Origin of the sequence: Porphyromonas gingivicanis JCM 15907 (assembly GCF_000614585.1) — a bacterium.
In the GTDB taxonomy this organism is placed as follows: Bacteria; Bacteroidota; Bacteroidia; order Bacteroidales; family Porphyromonadaceae; genus Porphyromonas; species Porphyromonas gingivicanis.
In genome coordinates this window covers 126936-140868 of the sequence record NZ_BAKX01000001.1, presented here as the reverse complement: position 1 = coordinate 140868, position 13933 = coordinate 126936, and the positions used below count along the sequence as shown (strand labels likewise).

Sequence of the window (13933 nt, the reverse complement as noted above, 5' to 3'; positions counted from 1 at the left end):
TTGTACTTATGATCGTAGTAGAACAATTGACCAAAAGTTTCGACGATAAGGTCGTACTCAACGGAGTAGACGCTGTATTCAAACCCTCTACAACCAACCTCATCATAGGGAGAAGTGGAGCAGGTAAAACAGTCCTCCTCAAAAGTCTAATCGGACTCATCGAACCCACATCTGGAAGGATTCTTTTTGACGATGTAGACATCTGCCAATTTAGCAAAGAGCAAGCCAAAATCCTTCGACAAAGTATGGGGGTAATGTTTCAAGGCTCTGCGCTATTTGACAGTATGACTATTTTGGAGAATGTGCGTTTCCCGTTAGACGCTTTTGTGCGCAAACCTCTAAGTTATCGTAAGAGTCAAGCAATGGAATACCTTAAAAAGGTTGGATTGGCGCAAGCGGCGAATAAATTTCCCTCCGAAGTAAGTGGAGGAATGATGAAGCGAGCGGCACTGGCACGTGCTATTGTTAATCACCCCAAATATCTTTTCTGCGATGAACCTAACTCTGGATTGGATCCCAAAACAGGAGGTTCCATAGACCAACTCATCCACGACCTAACTGTAGAGTTTGAAATTACCACTGTTATCAACACCCACGATATGAATTCCGTACAAAACATTGGAGAGCATATCCTTTTCTTACATAAAGGGGTAAAAAATTGGGAGGGAAGCTACCGAGAGATAGAAACATCTGCAACGGCTCAATTAAAAAACTTTCTCTCCCTTTTTTAAGGGACGAAAAAACACCACATATACACAAGAAAATTTTCGTACGTACGGAAAAATATTTTTGTATATACGAAAAATTTTTTCTGTATATACGAAAAAAAATTTCTGTATATACGAAATTTTGGTTGCGTATATACGGAATTTTTGGCTTCTTCAAACAGGTTCTAAACACTCTGTTTACCAAGTACTTACGAAAGCCATCCGACACTTTCATCATTCCCTTACGTTCGAGGCACCCGAGGCTAATGTTCTACGAGCAGGACGCGTAGTATAATGAGCGTCTCATCGTAAATCGTAGTACCAAAAAGCCTCACCTCATCACCCGATTTTATTCTACTCTTGGCATAAAACTGCTCTGGGTTCAGCGGAAAATTACGTGCCGAGAAATTGGCTTTGGGGATACTTTTTCGTAATCGTTTCAGCATTCCCGCACTAAAAGGTAACACCTCTGCGATTTGATAGACCTTACCAGGGAAATTTTGACACAAGTTATCCGACGTGTAAAGATGGGAATTCGGATGCAAAACCTGCACATTCCATCTCTCTGCAATAGTATTATAAAGCCCACTCTTAAAAGCTCCTGCATGAGGAACGTATAGATACTGACCTACTTTTTCTGCGAGCGAGGGCTTAGAAGCTCTCTCCTCTCGAAGAGAGCCAGCAAAGGTATGTTGTAATTTACCCTCTATGCTCAAGGAAGTTACTTTTATGGGTATCTTTTCTTCAGACTTCTCCTCCTCGAGATCTTCTATATACCCAATAACTCTTTTACCTCTCCTTGGCTCATAACAATCTCTATATGCGAAAGCATTGGCATTTGGCGTAGCGTATTGGTAATATCAATCATCGGCGAGAGTTTTATTAATATTCGTCCTTTATAATCCAACTCTTTGAGGCGAGCGCAGATTTCCATAGGATTAGGAATTATATCTTCCAAGGCATAAGTTCGCTGCCCCTCTTCAGAGCGTCGGGCAGGGTCAAAATAAAGGAGTGTCGTTCCCCTTTCAATAATCATTTCTAAACAATCGGTCATATCAGCCCGAAGTATTGAAAATGTTAACCCTTTATATTTCTGCAATAGATGGGGTAAATTATAACGAGCTGCCTCGACAAAGAGTTCCTCTCTCTCTATATAGGTAGCAGACAATGCCTTACTCGCCATAGCTACGAAGTCTATCCCCAGCCCTCCCGTTCCATCGGTCAGCCTCTCTGCCTCTTTCACATAAGTCTGCTTGTAGAGAGCTGTTGCCTCGCTCGAAGCTTGTTCGTAAGTAATACCTGCGGGAAGATATATACCCCTCTCCATAAATGAGGGATATTTAATAAGCATTTTGGAGCGATACGAGAGCTGTCGCACCACATCGGGACGCAGTTCCTGAGGAATAGAAGAACTACCTAAGAGAATTCTATCGGGAGAGAGATGCTCATACCTTGTAACCAACTCCATTACGGTCTGTATCTTTTCGTATGTCATCTCAGAAGAATGGTTCATAAAATACCAAAGTTTATAGCCAATAATCTCTGTTTATCAAGAGATTTAGAGTCCTTTTGCATGTCGAAATTAAGTATATTTGCCGAATGAAACAGCATTACCATTGGTTAGTAACACTCTGGATAGCTCTCTTTACCCTCTTTGGAAAAAGTGAGGCAAGTCCAATTTTCCCGACTCGATTTCTCAATGGTTCGGTAGCAGGGCTTACTGTTTCCATTTCAGGGGTTGCATCATGGCGTCCGTTCCCCTACTATACCCCCTCAGAGGGAGAGGCTCTTATTATAGAATTCGACATATTGGGAGGAGAACTACTCCCTATGCAGTACACCCTAAAGCACTACACAGCCGAGTGGAAGGAGAGTGACTTAGCTCCCTCCGAATATATCAAAGGCTTCTTTAGTGGAGAGATTACAGAAAGTCAACTTTCCGAGGCCACCAAAGTACCCTATCGACATTACACACTACGCTTAGACAGCTCTTCCCCATTGCAACCGCTTCTTTCGGGGAACTATCTCTTACGCATCTATCGTGCCGATGAAAGTGCCGATACGCCCTATATAGAGGTAGCTTTTGCACTCTTAGAGCCATTGGTTCAGGTGGATGCAGAGGTTACTCCTATTACACAAAAAGATAGCTATGCCACCACGCAACAGGTCAACCTTTCTGTAAAGGCGGAACAACTTCGAGTAATCCATCCCTCTCAAGAACTTGCCATAGTAGTGGCTCAGAACTGTCGTCATGACAATGCTGTTATTCTCTCTCAACCTTCCAGTATGAGTGGCTCTCTCTATCAATACGATTATAGCCAAGGAGCTGTGTTCGAAGCAGGTAATGAATACTACGCCTACGAAATACTCAATGACAATATCCCTGGAATGGGAATTAATCGCCTTATCACAGAACCTAATACGACTCAACTACTCCTACACCCACAGAGTCAACGCAAAAATACTTCCTACCTTCTCAATCCAGATGCCGATGGAGAGTATGTAATACGCTCTATCGAAACGGGTGGAGCCAGTAAGGTAAATACCAATTACTACGAAGCCCTTTTCTCTTACTATATGCCTCCTCTGCCCGAAGGGGAGAATCTCTACCTCTTTGGAGAGGCGTTCGATGCTTTACCCTTAGAAGAAAGAAAGCTAACCTATAATAGAGAAGAAGGAGTCTATATGGGCAAAGTACTTCTAAAGGGGGGGTATGTCTCCTACACCTATCTCTCCTCTTCCGACGGTGTCTCTTTCTCAGGAGAACATACGGAGGGCAACTTTTATCCTACCACGAACCGATACACTTGTTTCGTTTACTTCCGACCTCAAGGAGGGCGCTACGACCGCTTAGTCGGAGTAGACCTAATACACACCCACAACTAAATAACGGACTTTTTACTATGGATGCTTTTACTCGCCTTATCTATACGGCTATGTCTTTGCGCCTAAGAGCCATCGAGAGTTACAACACACAAGCCCTACAACTACAAGAGCGACAGTTGAAACGTGTACTCCGCTGTCTGCAAGCCACTGACTATGGACGCCAGCACAACACTCATACCATAAAGAGCCAAAAAGACTATGCACGTACACTTCCGATAGTATCGTATGACCACATCGCTCCCTACACCGATCGAATGCTCACAGGGGAGCGCAACATATTGGTAAGAGGATTTTGTGACCGTTTTGCCGTTTCGAGCGGTACTTCGGCAGGACGAAGCAAACGACTCCCTGTCAATGGATTACACCTCCAAGCATGCCACTTCAAAGGTGCCTCCGATACACTATGGCTCTACCTCTCCACACGCCTGATAGTCGCTTTTTTGCCACCAAGGGTTTAACCTTGGGGGGAAGTCAAAAGCCTGTATCGCTGACCAACACGATTTCTCAAGGCGACCTTAGTTCCATCTTGATAGAGAAGATGCCCTCATTGGGCAATATGATAAGAGTTCCTTCTAAAAAAACGCTACTCATGGATGAGTGGAACACCAAAATGGAGCAAATAATCCGAGAAGTAGCGTATGCCAATGTAGGAAGCCTTTCGGGTGTTCCTTCGTGGATGTTACACTTAATAAAAGGAGTCTTGCAGCATACGGGCAGAGAAGATCTCTCGGAAGTATGGCCACAATTAGAAGTATTCTTCCACGGAGGTATCAGCTTCCTCCCCTATCGAGAGGAGTATCGCCGACTTATCTCCTCTCCACGTATGCAATATCGTGAAACATACAACGCCTCCGAAGGCTTCTTTGGTATACAGAACGACCCCTCCGATTCAAGTATGCTACTCATGCTAGACTATGGTATCTACTATGAATTTATCCCACTGGCAGAGTTAGACAAGGAGCACCCTACTGCCGTTCCTTTGGAGGGGGTCAAGAAAGGGATAACCTATGCCCTTGTTATCAGTACACTTGGAGGACTCTACCGCTACATGATTGGCGACACCGTTACATTTACCAGCACACACCCTTACAAGATAAAGATTGTAGGGCGTACCGCCTCTTACATCAATGCCTTTGGCGAAGAGTTAATGGTATTCAATGCCGATGCGGCACTTACCAAGGTAGCACACGAGTTTGGAGTTACCGTACGAGACTATACCGCTGCTCCACTCTTCCTTAACGAAGAGGGCAAGGGCAGACACGACTGGGTAATAGAGTTCGAGCAAGAGCCCGAAGATATAGAGGCGTTTGCCCTGCGCCTGCATAAGCAACTGCGATTGGAGAACTCCGATTACGACGCCAAAAGCTACAACAATATGACGCTCCTACCGCTCAAAATCTACGTTGCCCCAGCAGGGACATTCAACGCCTACCTCGCTTCGGAGGGGAAACTGGGCGGACAGCACAAAGTGCCTCGACTAAAAAACGACCGCTCGCTCATAGATCACCTGCTCAAAAAGATTGGAAACTAATCGCTCCTGTTACAAGGACCCACTGTCTCCGGGGGAATGGGGAAACCTCGACAGCAACAACGAAAGAGATACGAAAAAAGGCATCGAGAGGTCGAATATGCCTCCCAATGCCCTTTGCTGGAAAGAAGCCAGTACCTCGTCTTTGAGAACGTGAAGAAGGCTCTGGCATATAGAGATCTCTCGCTTAGGAGAGCTTTGCCATAAAACGTTCTTTATCAATAATAAATCGGTCTAAAGTACCCTCTCCAATAGTTTCTCCCGCCTCGTTTACAGCTTTGAGAGCAAAGGAGAGCTTACGCCCGTCGATAGCAGTAAGTTCGGCAGAGACGGTAATTTTACCCCCCATAGGCGTTGCTTTGAGGTGTTCTACAGCCAAATGAATACCTACCGTTGAAGTACCCTCCTCCAAATGAGGGGTTACAAGTTGTACAGAGGCTTGCTCCATAAGAGCTATCATAGCAGGAGTACCCAATACGGGCAAATCTCCAGAACCTACAGTTATGGCAGAGTGTTGCTCGGCAACAGTTACTTCAAAACTCTTCTTTTGATTGATTGTTAGCATCGTTCTTTATTATTAATCGTTTAACTTATAGATATAACCATCGGTGAGGCTTATTGCTTGGGTAAGAGTGCATACAACTCTGGCAGCGGCTCATCATGATACTCCATAAAGAGCATCCTATTATGCTTCTCCAAGGTATGGTGTATACTGTGCAAAACACTTTTTTGTGCCTCTGTGAGTGGATGGAAGAGTACTTTTACAGCAAGTTGCAGCTGAGGGAAAAGGTGCGTAAGCTCTTCTCTCCCCTTGTCGGTAATGGAGACATAAAAACTCCGTCTATCGGTCTCGTTGACACGCTGAGAGATTAAGCCATTTTTTAGCAAACGGTTGATGACCTCCGTTCCAGAGGTTTTCTCCATTACATTGATGTTATTCAACTCCGTCTTAGTCATCATCGGATAGTATAACAAGCATACCAAGTAGGTGTACTCCTCCATTGTGAGCAAAGCACTCCCCCTTAGAGCCTTTTTGAAATAGCCTCTCATATAACGAAACAAGAAACTCAAATCTTGCGCTATAATAGCTTCGATAGAAGAGCCTCTTGCATTGACAGTAAAGGGTAAATCTTCAGTATGTCGCTCTGTCTTGGCACGCTCGGAAAGGAAGGCAGCAAAATCTTCCATCGAGCAACTTTCTCTCTCGGCATAAAGCTCTTCAAAGGCATTAATCTCTGGTAAAAGTTTTTCTAACAGTTCGTAGGGTCTCATTCGGTTCTCTCTTTCTTAGCAACAATTTATCTCTTCTTGCCTTTTTTCTTAGTCTTCGAGGCAATGGGTTTCGAGCCTTTTTGAGACTCTTTCTTCTTATCCTCTACATGCGTGCGCTTGGGGGGATTATTCTTTTTATAAGTTTCGTAATAGGTCAATGCCTTGGGCATATACTCCTGAATCTTCTGAATGCGCTTCTCATCGCTGGGATGCGTACTAAGCAACTCAGGTGTAGAAGAGCCTCCCTGCTGAGACATCTTCCTCCAAAAAGAAACAGCCTCTTCGGGATTATAACCTGCCATAGCCATGAATACGAGCCCTATCTGATCGGCCTCATGCTCCTGTGTGCGACTATAAGGCAGAGAAATCAAAACCTGCGACCCCAAGCCATAGGCCTGCTGAATAACAGTCTTCGTCAGTGCAGAAGAAGAGCCGACTGCTTGCCCCAATAACTGGCCTCCCATGCGACGAAGTATCTCCGTGCTCAGTCGTTCATTACTATGCTGAGCAATGGCATGACTCACTTCGTGAGAAACAACAGTAGCCAACTCTGCATCGGTAGCACACAGAGGGAGAATACCTGTATAGATAACAATCTTCCCCCCAGGCATACAAAAAGCATTGATTCGTCGATCGGCAATAACGGTAAATTGCCAATCCATCTGTCGCGCCAGAGTCTCCATACCATTATTATTAAGATATTGCGTAGCCACTTGAGCTATATCTCTACACACCTTCTCTACGCGCTTCACCTTGATAGGGTCATTACTATGAGGCATTTGGGCTACATAACTCACATACTGCGCCTTGCTACTCTCGATAATTTCTGTCTCATTGACCAAACTCAGCGATCTACGACCCGAAATAGGGACAGTGCGACACGCATACAACAAAGTACTGGATAACAAAACTCCCAGTAAACAGTAGATCAGTGGCTTGTATAAATCTATTCCTTTCATACTAACTTTCTCTTTTTTAGTTCTTATTTTTCGGCAGAGGGGTCTCGCTCTATGAAGTCAAGATACTCCTTCAGATGTCGCTCCGAAGCGCCCGTTGTCTGCGGATAGTAAAACCTCGCCTCTCGGGCCTGCTCGGGCATATACTCCTGCTCCACGTAGTGTCGGTCATAGTCGTGCGGATACTTATACTCGGCACCATAGCCCAACTTTTCCATCAGTTCGGTTGGGGCATTTCTAAGATGCATCGGTACAGGTAGATTACCTGTCTCTCGCACATATTTCAATGTACTATTGATGGCCATGTAAGCTGAATTACTTTTAGGAGACGCAGCCAAATAAATCACAGCCTCTGCCAAGGGAATGCGTCCCTCGGGCCAACCAATAAAATCCACCGCTTGAGCAGCCGCGTTGGCTATGACCAAAGCGTTCGGATTAGCTAAGCCAATATCTTCGGCAGCAGATATAACTATACGCCGAGCTACAAAACGAGGGTTTTCTCCACCCTCTATCAAGCGCGCCATCCAATAGAGTGCAGCATCAGGATTACTTCCTCGAATACTTTTAATAAAAGCAGAGGCTATATCGTAATGGAGCTCTCCATCTTTGTCAAACGCGGCAGGCTGTCGCATTACTGTAGCCTCTACCAACTCGTTATCTATAATGAGAGGGGTTTGGGCCGAGGAGGTTACCAGCATCTCCAAAAGATTGAGCAATTTACGAGCATCTCCACCTGAGTAGGCTATAAGACGCTTATCTTCTCGGAACTCTATACGACGGGCTTTGAGTACTCCATCGGTCGTAATTGCTCTTTGTAACAGCAGTCGAAGCTCTTCTTCACCCAAAGGATTAAGCACAAAAACCTGACAGCGAGAGAGCAACGGACGTATTACCTCAAAAGAGGGATTCTCCGTAGTGGCACCGACAAGAGTAACTAAACCACGCTCCACGGCAGAGAGTAACGAGTCTTGCTGACTCTTCGAGAAACGATGTATCTCATCTATAAAAAGCAAAGGTCTACTCTTAGAGGCAAAAAGCCCAGAAGTAGCTTGAGTAGCCTCTTCCAATATCTTGCGAACCTCAGCTACTCCCGCCCCTACGGCACTTAGTTTATAGAAAGGAGCCTCTATCGAAAGGGCCAATAACTCCGCCAAGGTAGTCTTGCCCACCCCAGGAGGTCCCCAAAGGATAAGGGAAGGAATAGAACCAGAACGAATCATACGCCCCAAAGGTGTCTCTGGATTGATTAGATGTTGTTGCCCCACATACTCGTCCAAATGCTTAGGACGCATCCGCTCTGCCAAAGGTTTATACGCTCCCCTTTCCATTATCACTTTGCCTTTCTATGCACTTGCACAAAGTTAGTTATTACTGCTCATAGATTAAGCTCTATAAACAGAGATGGTTGTACATCGACAAACAAAAAGAGCTAACCCCCTTTACGAGTTAGCTCTTTCGATTATAAGATTTGAAAATTCTCTCTGTATCAATGGATAGATAGCATACGTTGGATGGAGAGTAAGGCCTTGGCACGTATTTCCTCGGGTACTGTTACCTCATAGCGCATATACTTCAAAGCATCACGAAGGTCTTCCAGCGTAGTGAGCTTCATATACTCGCAACGATGCTCGGGGGCTATCGGGATAAAAGTTCTGTCAGGATAACGACGAGCCAACTCCACAATAGCCTCTGCTTCGGTAGCAATGACAAATAAGCTCTTGTTACTCCTTTGAGGATGCTCCAAGATACCCGACGTAGAGCCTACGAAACAGCGAGGATGAGCCAAGATCGCATCATCGTTGCAAGCCACCGATTCGGGATGAATCAACACATCGGCATCGGGATATTGCTCCAGAAAAGATTGAATTAACTCGGTTGTTATATGGCGATGAACATAACAATCGCCTTGCCAAAGCTCCATAGTGCGCCCTGTTTTCTGCATAATATAGGCTCCCAAATTGCGGTCAGGACCGAAAAGTATCGGACAATCTTTAGGCAAAGATTCTATCACTTTGAGCGCATTGGAAGAGGTTACACAGTAATCAGTCTCCGCCTTTACTTCGGCAGAGGTATTAACATAGCTCACAACCAAGCCATCGGGATGATACTTCTTCCACGTGGCTAAACCTGCAGCAGTGGCACTCTCTGCTAAAGTACACCCTGCATTTTGAGCAGGAATCAAGACCTTCTTCTGAGGAGATATAATCGAAGCTGTCTCTGCCATAAAGTGCACACCGCAGAAGACTATAATATCGGCATCTGTGGTTCCTGCTTTTTGAGACAAAGCCAATGAATCTCCCAGGAAATCGGCAGCAGCCTGTACTTCGGGACGAGCATAGTAGTGTGCCAAAACAATGGCGTTATGCTCTTTTTTGAGGGCATCAATCTCTTCGTACAGAGCGGAGAAATCCTCTTTCATCATTGTCGGTATCATTTTCTCTCTTTATCCTTATTGACGAGTTCTCTTTCTTATTTCACAAAATTCATGCTTAAATCCAATGCCTTTACAGAGTGGGTCAAAGCTCCTACACTAATATAATCTACCCCGAGAGAAGCTACCGAGGGGATGCGCTCCAAGGTCATATTGCCCGAAGCCTCCACCGCAGCACGCCCATCTATCAAAGAGATAGCCTGTGTCATAAGGTCGTTAGACATATTATCCAACATAATAATATCTGCTCCTGCTCGTAAAGCCTCTTCTACCTCTTGGAGGTTGGTAGTCTCTACCTCTACTTTAATGGAGAGGGGCAACGTTTGGCGTACCATCTTTACAGCCTCGGTAATACTGCCTACCGCCTTTATATGGTTGTCTTTGAGCATTACCATATCGTACAACCCCATACGATGATTGTGCCCTCCACCATGGCGCACAGCCATTTTGTCTAACAGACGAAGCCCTGGCACTGTTTTACGTGTATCCAAAATACGAGTTTTTGTACCCTCTGTGGCAAGTACATACCTATGCGTTTGAGTGGCAATACCCGACATCCTTTGCATAAAGTTGAGGAGAGTACGTTCGCAAGAGAGAAGCGTGGTATAGGGAGCGGTTATAGATAGTACTTTATCGCCTTTCTTCAGGAGGTCTCCATCTTGCACATAAGTCTCCATAGAGTAGTCTCCCATTTTATCTAAAATCATTCGAGCTATAGCAATGCCGGAAACGACTCCTTCTTCCTTAGCGGTAATAAGAGCCGTAACCCTCTCCTGAGCAGGGAATATAGATTGGGTAGAAATATCTCCTTGGGCAATATCTTCTTCGAAAGCAAGGTCTATAAGATGAGCCACTCGGGCTACCTCCTCGGGACGGGAGAAAAACAGATCTTTCATCGATTGATGTATATTTTTTTTATTGAATCTTTTGACATTACAGTGTGGTACGTCTCTTCGGCTCGGAGCGTGTCGGGATAATCAGAACGATAATGCCCACCCCTACTCTCCTCTCTGGTTTGCGCCGAAAGGACTATTCTATACGATAAGCGAAGACGCAAGCGATGGATATAAGCCTGTAAAGAATCGGACTCTTCGGAGGTCTCTATCTGCTGTAAAAGCTCCTCTATTTGCACCAAAGCCTTTTGCAAAGAAGATTGAGAGCGGATGATGCCCACCTCCTGCATCAATAGCTCTCCTAAAGCAGTCATAATCTTAGTTCCCTTAAGACTCTGCCACATCCGTTCTTTCTCGCTATCATAAAGTTTTATTCCAGACATAGAGGGCTCTGCTAAATCTCCCGTAAGGTGGAGTTTCTCTGGCAATAAAATCAACTATGCGCTTACCAAACACCAAACACTCTATAAGAGAGTTAGAAGCCAAACGGTTAGCTCCCATCACTCCTGTAGAAGCAATCTCTCCAACGGCAAAGAGGTTAGGTATACTGGTGCGCCCATAAAGATCTGTAACAATGCCTCCTACCGTATAGTGAGCGGCAGGTGCCACAGGTATCTCTTTCGAAAAATCCAACCCTATCTCGGCACAGTGACGACTAATAGTCGGAAAGCGCCGACGAATATGCTCGGCATCTAAATGCTTAAGCGATAGAGTTACATACTTAGAACCCTCCAGTTGCATCTGATGAAATATCTCATAAGCTACCGTATCTCGCGGAGCTAACTCTGCCAAGGGATGTTTGTCGAGCATAAAGCGTTCTCCTCTGGCATTGAGAAGGTAAGCTCCCTCGCCTCGCACTGCCTCGCTTATCAAAAAAGAACCATGCGCTGGCGCATAGAGTGCCGTAGGATGAAACTGGATAAACTCCATATCTCTAAGCTCTGCCCCTGCCTCTAATGCCATAGCCAACCCATCACCCAAAGCAGTGGGAGGATTAGTAGTTGGACGGTAAAGAGCTGCCGCTCCTCCCATGGCAAGGATCACAGCTCTTGCTCCTAAAAATTCAATACGATGAGAAGACTCGTTGTAGACCCAAACTCCTCGGCAAGCACCCTCTTCTAACGAAAGTTTTATGGCTTGATGATGATCTAAAATAGTTATCGAAGGGTTCTCTTGTACCTTAGCAATCATAAACGTAGAGAGCATACGCCCCGTAGCATCCCCACCTGCATGAAGGATACGTTTATGATGATGCCCACCCTCAAGTCCCAAGGCGAGATGACCATCTTGCGTATCGAAGTTCATCCCCAAAGAGATGAGTTCTTCTATGCGTTGAGGAGCCTCTTCGGTCAAAACTTTTACAGCATGCTCTATACAGAGACCTCGACCAGCAATCAATGTATCTTTGAGATGGTCAGTAGGTGTATCTTGTTCTTCCGTTACGGCAGCTACTCCCCCTTGGGCATAAAAGGAATTACTATCTTCAAGAGAAGCTCTGGCCACCAAAGCAACGCGACCCAAACGAGATAATTTATAGGAGGTATAAAGCCCTGCAAGCCCCCCTCCCACGACGATATAATCGAATTGCATCATTAGAAACTTGCAGATTTGTTAGCGCAGACAAAGGTACATCTTATTTTGAGACTTTGTTGACTTTTGGTACAGCTATATAATGCTCTCTTTTTGAGTCATAGAGACTCTCCGCAAAGGGTATAGAGCAATTCTTTCCCCCTTGAAAGAAAAAAGTAATCAACAAGCCTACCAATAGGTATAATCTTTAGAGGCAAAACCATTAACCCTTTCGCCTCTAACCTACATACCTTTTGAACGTTTATACAGATGGTTAGAGAGCTTTCAAAACAGAGAAATACTTGCTATCTCAAAAAGAGCTCTATTAGCGATCTTAAGAAAACAATACAAGGCTACAGGACTCTACCTTAGAAGGCATTGAGATTGGGAATAAAAAGAGCGTAGATTTAAGTGTAATCCAAGGGGAGTGCAGATAATAAGACAGTAAATACATTGGCACCTAACAATCTCCAAGAAGATGAGAAGGAGCTGGTCAAGAAATTTTATCAAAACATAAAAACACCCCAACTCCTATGGAATTGGGGGCTTCTGAAATATTCGAACGATGCGTATAGTTGCTAAAAACAATGCTACTACTGTAATAAATCCACAGCAATAGCTTGTCCCTGCTCCACGTTCTGAACAGAGAGGTCTACCCTCTTACAGTAACGCTCGCACTGTCTACACAAATCATACCCCAATAAAGCTCCCAAGATAAAGTCCTCTTCGGGCGAGAGATTATTCAAAGGACGTTGCCTAAGAAATTTTTTGAGTGTACGAAGACACTCCTCTTTTCCAAAGAATATATTCACACTTGTACGATCTGGAACTGGTTGTAAGAAATAATCAATTCCTCTATTGGAGAGTTTCTGTGTGGCGAAAGAAATATATTCTTCAGCAAGAGTATATAGAACTAAATTACGCACACCCTTCTCGAATTCGTAAATAAGATGCGAGAAAACTTTTATATCGGCATCTTGTGCCAAGTGATGTAGCGACAATGTTTCCATATACTCTATCTGAAGAGATAACTATTATAATCTAATCAAAGGTTAGGTTGGAGGGCTGCCACCCAAGTATCAATGCGGTCAGCAGTTTTGTCAGACTCATTGATATCATCAATAAGAAGACCGATAAGTTTGCCTCCTTGCTCACAGCGAGTAGCATCATAACCATAGTCAGTAGGAGCATACTCACCAATAAAAGAGCATCCTGTACCATCGAGTTCTTCCTTGATAGTTGCCAAAGCATCACAGAATGTATCGCTATAAGCAGAAGAGTCTCCGCAACCGAAAAGACCTACGCACTTACCAGCAAGATTTTGCCCCTTTGCTTTAGGTAAAAATCCCTCCCAATCATCTTGGAGGTCGCCCATACCCCAAGTAGAAGAACCCAAAAGTAATACTTCATAGTTAGCCATAGATGCAGCGTCTGCGCTTGCTACATCCAAAATATCTGCATCTGCAACGTTGAGACGTTTGGCAATAGTTTTTGCAACATCAGCGGTTGTCCCTGTGGACGAACCGAAGTAAATTCCGATTTTTTTCATTGTGTTTTATTTGTTTCTGTACTTAACTTTCCAATCGCAAAGGTAGAGTTGCCCCCTAAACAGAGCAATCGCTATTTTTAGGGTATTCCCCTTTACCTCATACCTCATTATAGTGAATAAAACATATCTAAAGCTATGTATT

The 13933-nt window shown here is 44.5% G+C and carries 14 protein-coding genes and 1 pseudogene; 3 read left to right on the top strand and 12 right to left on the bottom strand.

The window, feature by feature from the left end; genetic code table 11:
• Window positions 1–8 precede the first annotated feature (8 nt).
• On the top strand, window positions 9–731 hold the full coding sequence (locus tag JCM15907_RS00605) for an ABC transporter ATP-binding protein (protein ID WP_025842293.1): 723 nt from the start codon (window positions 9–11) through the stop codon (window positions 729–731).
• A gap of 239 nt (window positions 732–970) precedes the next feature.
• Here JCM15907_RS00605 and JCM15907_RS00600 read toward each other — a convergent pair whose 3' ends face one another.
• Together JCM15907_RS00600 and JCM15907_RS00595 are read right to left on the bottom strand one after the other, a co-directional pair.
• Window positions 971–1423: a THUMP-like domain-containing protein gene (locus tag JCM15907_RS00600; protein WP_025842292.1), complete on the bottom strand. Its 453-nt coding sequence runs from the start codon at window positions 1421–1423 to the stop codon at window positions 971–973.
• 53 nt (window positions 1424–1476) lie between these two features.
• Window positions 1477–2220, bottom strand: a complete 744-nt coding sequence (locus JCM15907_RS00595; protein WP_025842291.1) for a hypothetical protein — start codon at window positions 2218–2220, stop codon at window positions 1477–1479.
• A gap of 86 nt (window positions 2221–2306) precedes the next feature.
• Here JCM15907_RS00595 and JCM15907_RS00585 point away from each other — a divergent pair, with 86 nt between their 5' ends.
• Both JCM15907_RS00585 and JCM15907_RS09905 read left to right on the top strand, forming a co-directional pair.
• A complete protein-coding gene (locus tag JCM15907_RS00585; protein WP_025842290.1) occupies window positions 2307–3593 on the top strand; it encodes a type IX secretion system plug protein in 1287 nt (428 codons plus the stop codon).
• A 17-nt stretch (window positions 3594–3610) separates the two neighbouring features.
• A pseudogene (locus tag JCM15907_RS09905) lies at window positions 3611–5124 on the top strand (GH3 auxin-responsive promoter family protein).
• Between the two features lie 184 nt (window positions 5125–5308).
• On the opposite strand, the gene JCM15907_RS00570 reads toward JCM15907_RS09905, so the two are convergent.
• From JCM15907_RS00570 to JCM15907_RS00525, 10 genes are all read right to left on the bottom strand, one after another.
• A complete protein-coding gene (locus JCM15907_RS00570) occupies window positions 5309–5686 on the bottom strand; it encodes a thioesterase family protein (RefSeq protein WP_025842288.1) in 378 nt (125 codons plus the stop codon).
• A 50-nt stretch (window positions 5687–5736) separates the two neighbouring features.
• Window positions 5737–6393 carry a MarR family winged helix-turn-helix transcriptional regulator gene (locus tag JCM15907_RS00565; RefSeq protein ID WP_025842287.1) on the bottom strand — a complete coding sequence of 219 codons (657 nt, stop codon included), beginning with the start codon at window positions 6391–6393 and terminating at the stop codon, window positions 5737–5739.
• Window positions 6394–6419: 26 nt separating this feature from the next.
• Window positions 6420–7352, bottom strand: coding sequence for a M48 family metallopeptidase (locus tag JCM15907_RS00560; protein ID WP_025842286.1), 933 nt, complete (start codon window positions 7350–7352; stop codon window positions 6420–6422).
• Between the two features lie 23 nt (window positions 7353–7375).
• Window positions 7376–8677, bottom strand: coding sequence for a replication-associated recombination protein A (locus JCM15907_RS00555; protein WP_051522305.1), 1302 nt, complete (start codon window positions 8675–8677; stop codon window positions 7376–7378).
• Between the two features lie 158 nt (window positions 8678–8835).
• Complete coding sequence (gene nadA / locus JCM15907_RS00545; protein ID WP_025842284.1) at window positions 8836–9771, bottom strand: quinolinate synthase NadA; 936 nt, start codon at window positions 9769–9771, stop codon at window positions 8836–8838.
• Between the two features lie 47 nt (window positions 9772–9818).
• A complete protein-coding gene (gene nadC, locus JCM15907_RS00540; protein ID WP_025842283.1) occupies window positions 9819–10676 on the bottom strand; it encodes a carboxylating nicotinate-nucleotide diphosphorylase in 858 nt (285 codons plus the stop codon).
• Window positions 10673–11056 carry a hypothetical protein gene (locus JCM15907_RS13225; RefSeq protein ID WP_242396738.1) on the bottom strand — a complete coding sequence of 128 codons (384 nt, stop codon included), beginning with the start codon at window positions 11054–11056 and terminating at the stop codon, window positions 10673–10675. The genes nadC and JCM15907_RS13225 overlap by 4 nt, the downstream gene beginning before the upstream one ends.
• Window positions 11034–12266 (bottom strand): L-aspartate oxidase, encoded by a 1233-nt coding sequence (gene nadB, locus JCM15907_RS09900; protein ID WP_242396737.1) that lies wholly within the window; start codon window positions 12264–12266, stop codon window positions 11034–11036. Before nadB ends, JCM15907_RS13225 begins: the two co-directional genes overlap by 23 nt.
• 569 nt (window positions 12267–12835) lie before the next feature.
• The gene (locus JCM15907_RS00530) at window positions 12836–13252 is read right to left on the bottom strand and encodes a DUF2023 family protein (RefSeq protein ID WP_051522304.1); all 417 of its coding nucleotides are present in this window, start codon (window positions 13250–13252) and stop codon (window positions 12836–12838) included.
• Window positions 13253–13287: 35 nt separating this feature from the next.
• Window positions 13288–13791, bottom strand: coding sequence for a flavodoxin (locus JCM15907_RS00525; RefSeq protein ID WP_025842281.1), 504 nt, complete (start codon window positions 13789–13791; stop codon window positions 13288–13290).
• Window positions 13792–13933 lie beyond the last annotated feature (142 nt).

What these genes read in the sequence shown, in the direction of transcription:
- JCM15907_RS00585 (WP_025842290.1), top strand. Translation starts at nt 2,307, where the DNA reads ATGAAACAGCATTACCATTGGTTAGTAACACTCTGGATAGCTCTCTTT.
- JCM15907_RS00525 (WP_025842281.1), bottom strand. Translation starts at nt 13,791, where the DNA reads ATGAAAAAAATCGGAATTTACTTCGGTTCGTCCACAGGGACAACCGCT.
- JCM15907_RS00565 (WP_025842287.1), bottom strand. Translation starts at nt 6,393, where the DNA reads ATGAGACCCTACGAACTGTTAGAAAAACTTTTACCAGAGATTAATGCC.
- JCM15907_RS00595 (WP_025842291.1), bottom strand. Translation starts at nt 2,220, where the DNA reads ATGAACCATTCTTCTGAGATGACATACGAAAAGATACAGACCGTAATG.
- JCM15907_RS00570 (WP_025842288.1), bottom strand. Translation starts at nt 5,686, where the DNA reads ATGCTAACAATCAATCAAAAGAAGAGTTTTGAAGTAACTGTTGCCGAG.
- JCM15907_RS00605 (WP_025842293.1), top strand. Translation starts at nt 9, where the DNA reads ATGATCGTAGTAGAACAATTGACCAAAAGTTTCGACGATAAGGTCGTA.
- nadA (WP_025842284.1), bottom strand. Translation starts at nt 9,771, where the DNA reads ATGATGAAAGAGGATTTCTCCGCTCTGTACGAAGAGATTGATGCCCTC.
- JCM15907_RS00530 (WP_051522304.1), bottom strand. Translation starts at nt 13,252, where the DNA reads ATGGAAACATTGTCGCTACATCACTTGGCACAAGATGCCGATATAAAA.
- nadC (WP_025842283.1), bottom strand. Translation starts at nt 10,676, where the DNA reads ATGAAAGATCTGTTTTTCTCCCGTCCCGAGGAGGTAGCCCGAGTGGCT.
- JCM15907_RS00555 (WP_051522305.1), bottom strand. Translation starts at nt 8,677, where the DNA reads ATGGAAAGGGGAGCGTATAAACCTTTGGCAGAGCGGATGCGTCCTAAG.
- JCM15907_RS13225 (WP_242396738.1), bottom strand. Translation starts at nt 11,056, where the DNA reads ATGTCTGGAATAAAACTTTATGATAGCGAGAAAGAACGGATGTGGCAG.
- JCM15907_RS00560 (WP_025842286.1), bottom strand. Translation starts at nt 7,352, where the DNA reads ATGAAAGGAATAGATTTATACAAGCCACTGATCTACTGTTTACTGGGA.
- nadB (WP_242396737.1), bottom strand. Translation starts at nt 12,266, where the DNA reads ATGATGCAATTCGATTATATCGTCGTGGGAGGGGGGCTTGCAGGGCTT.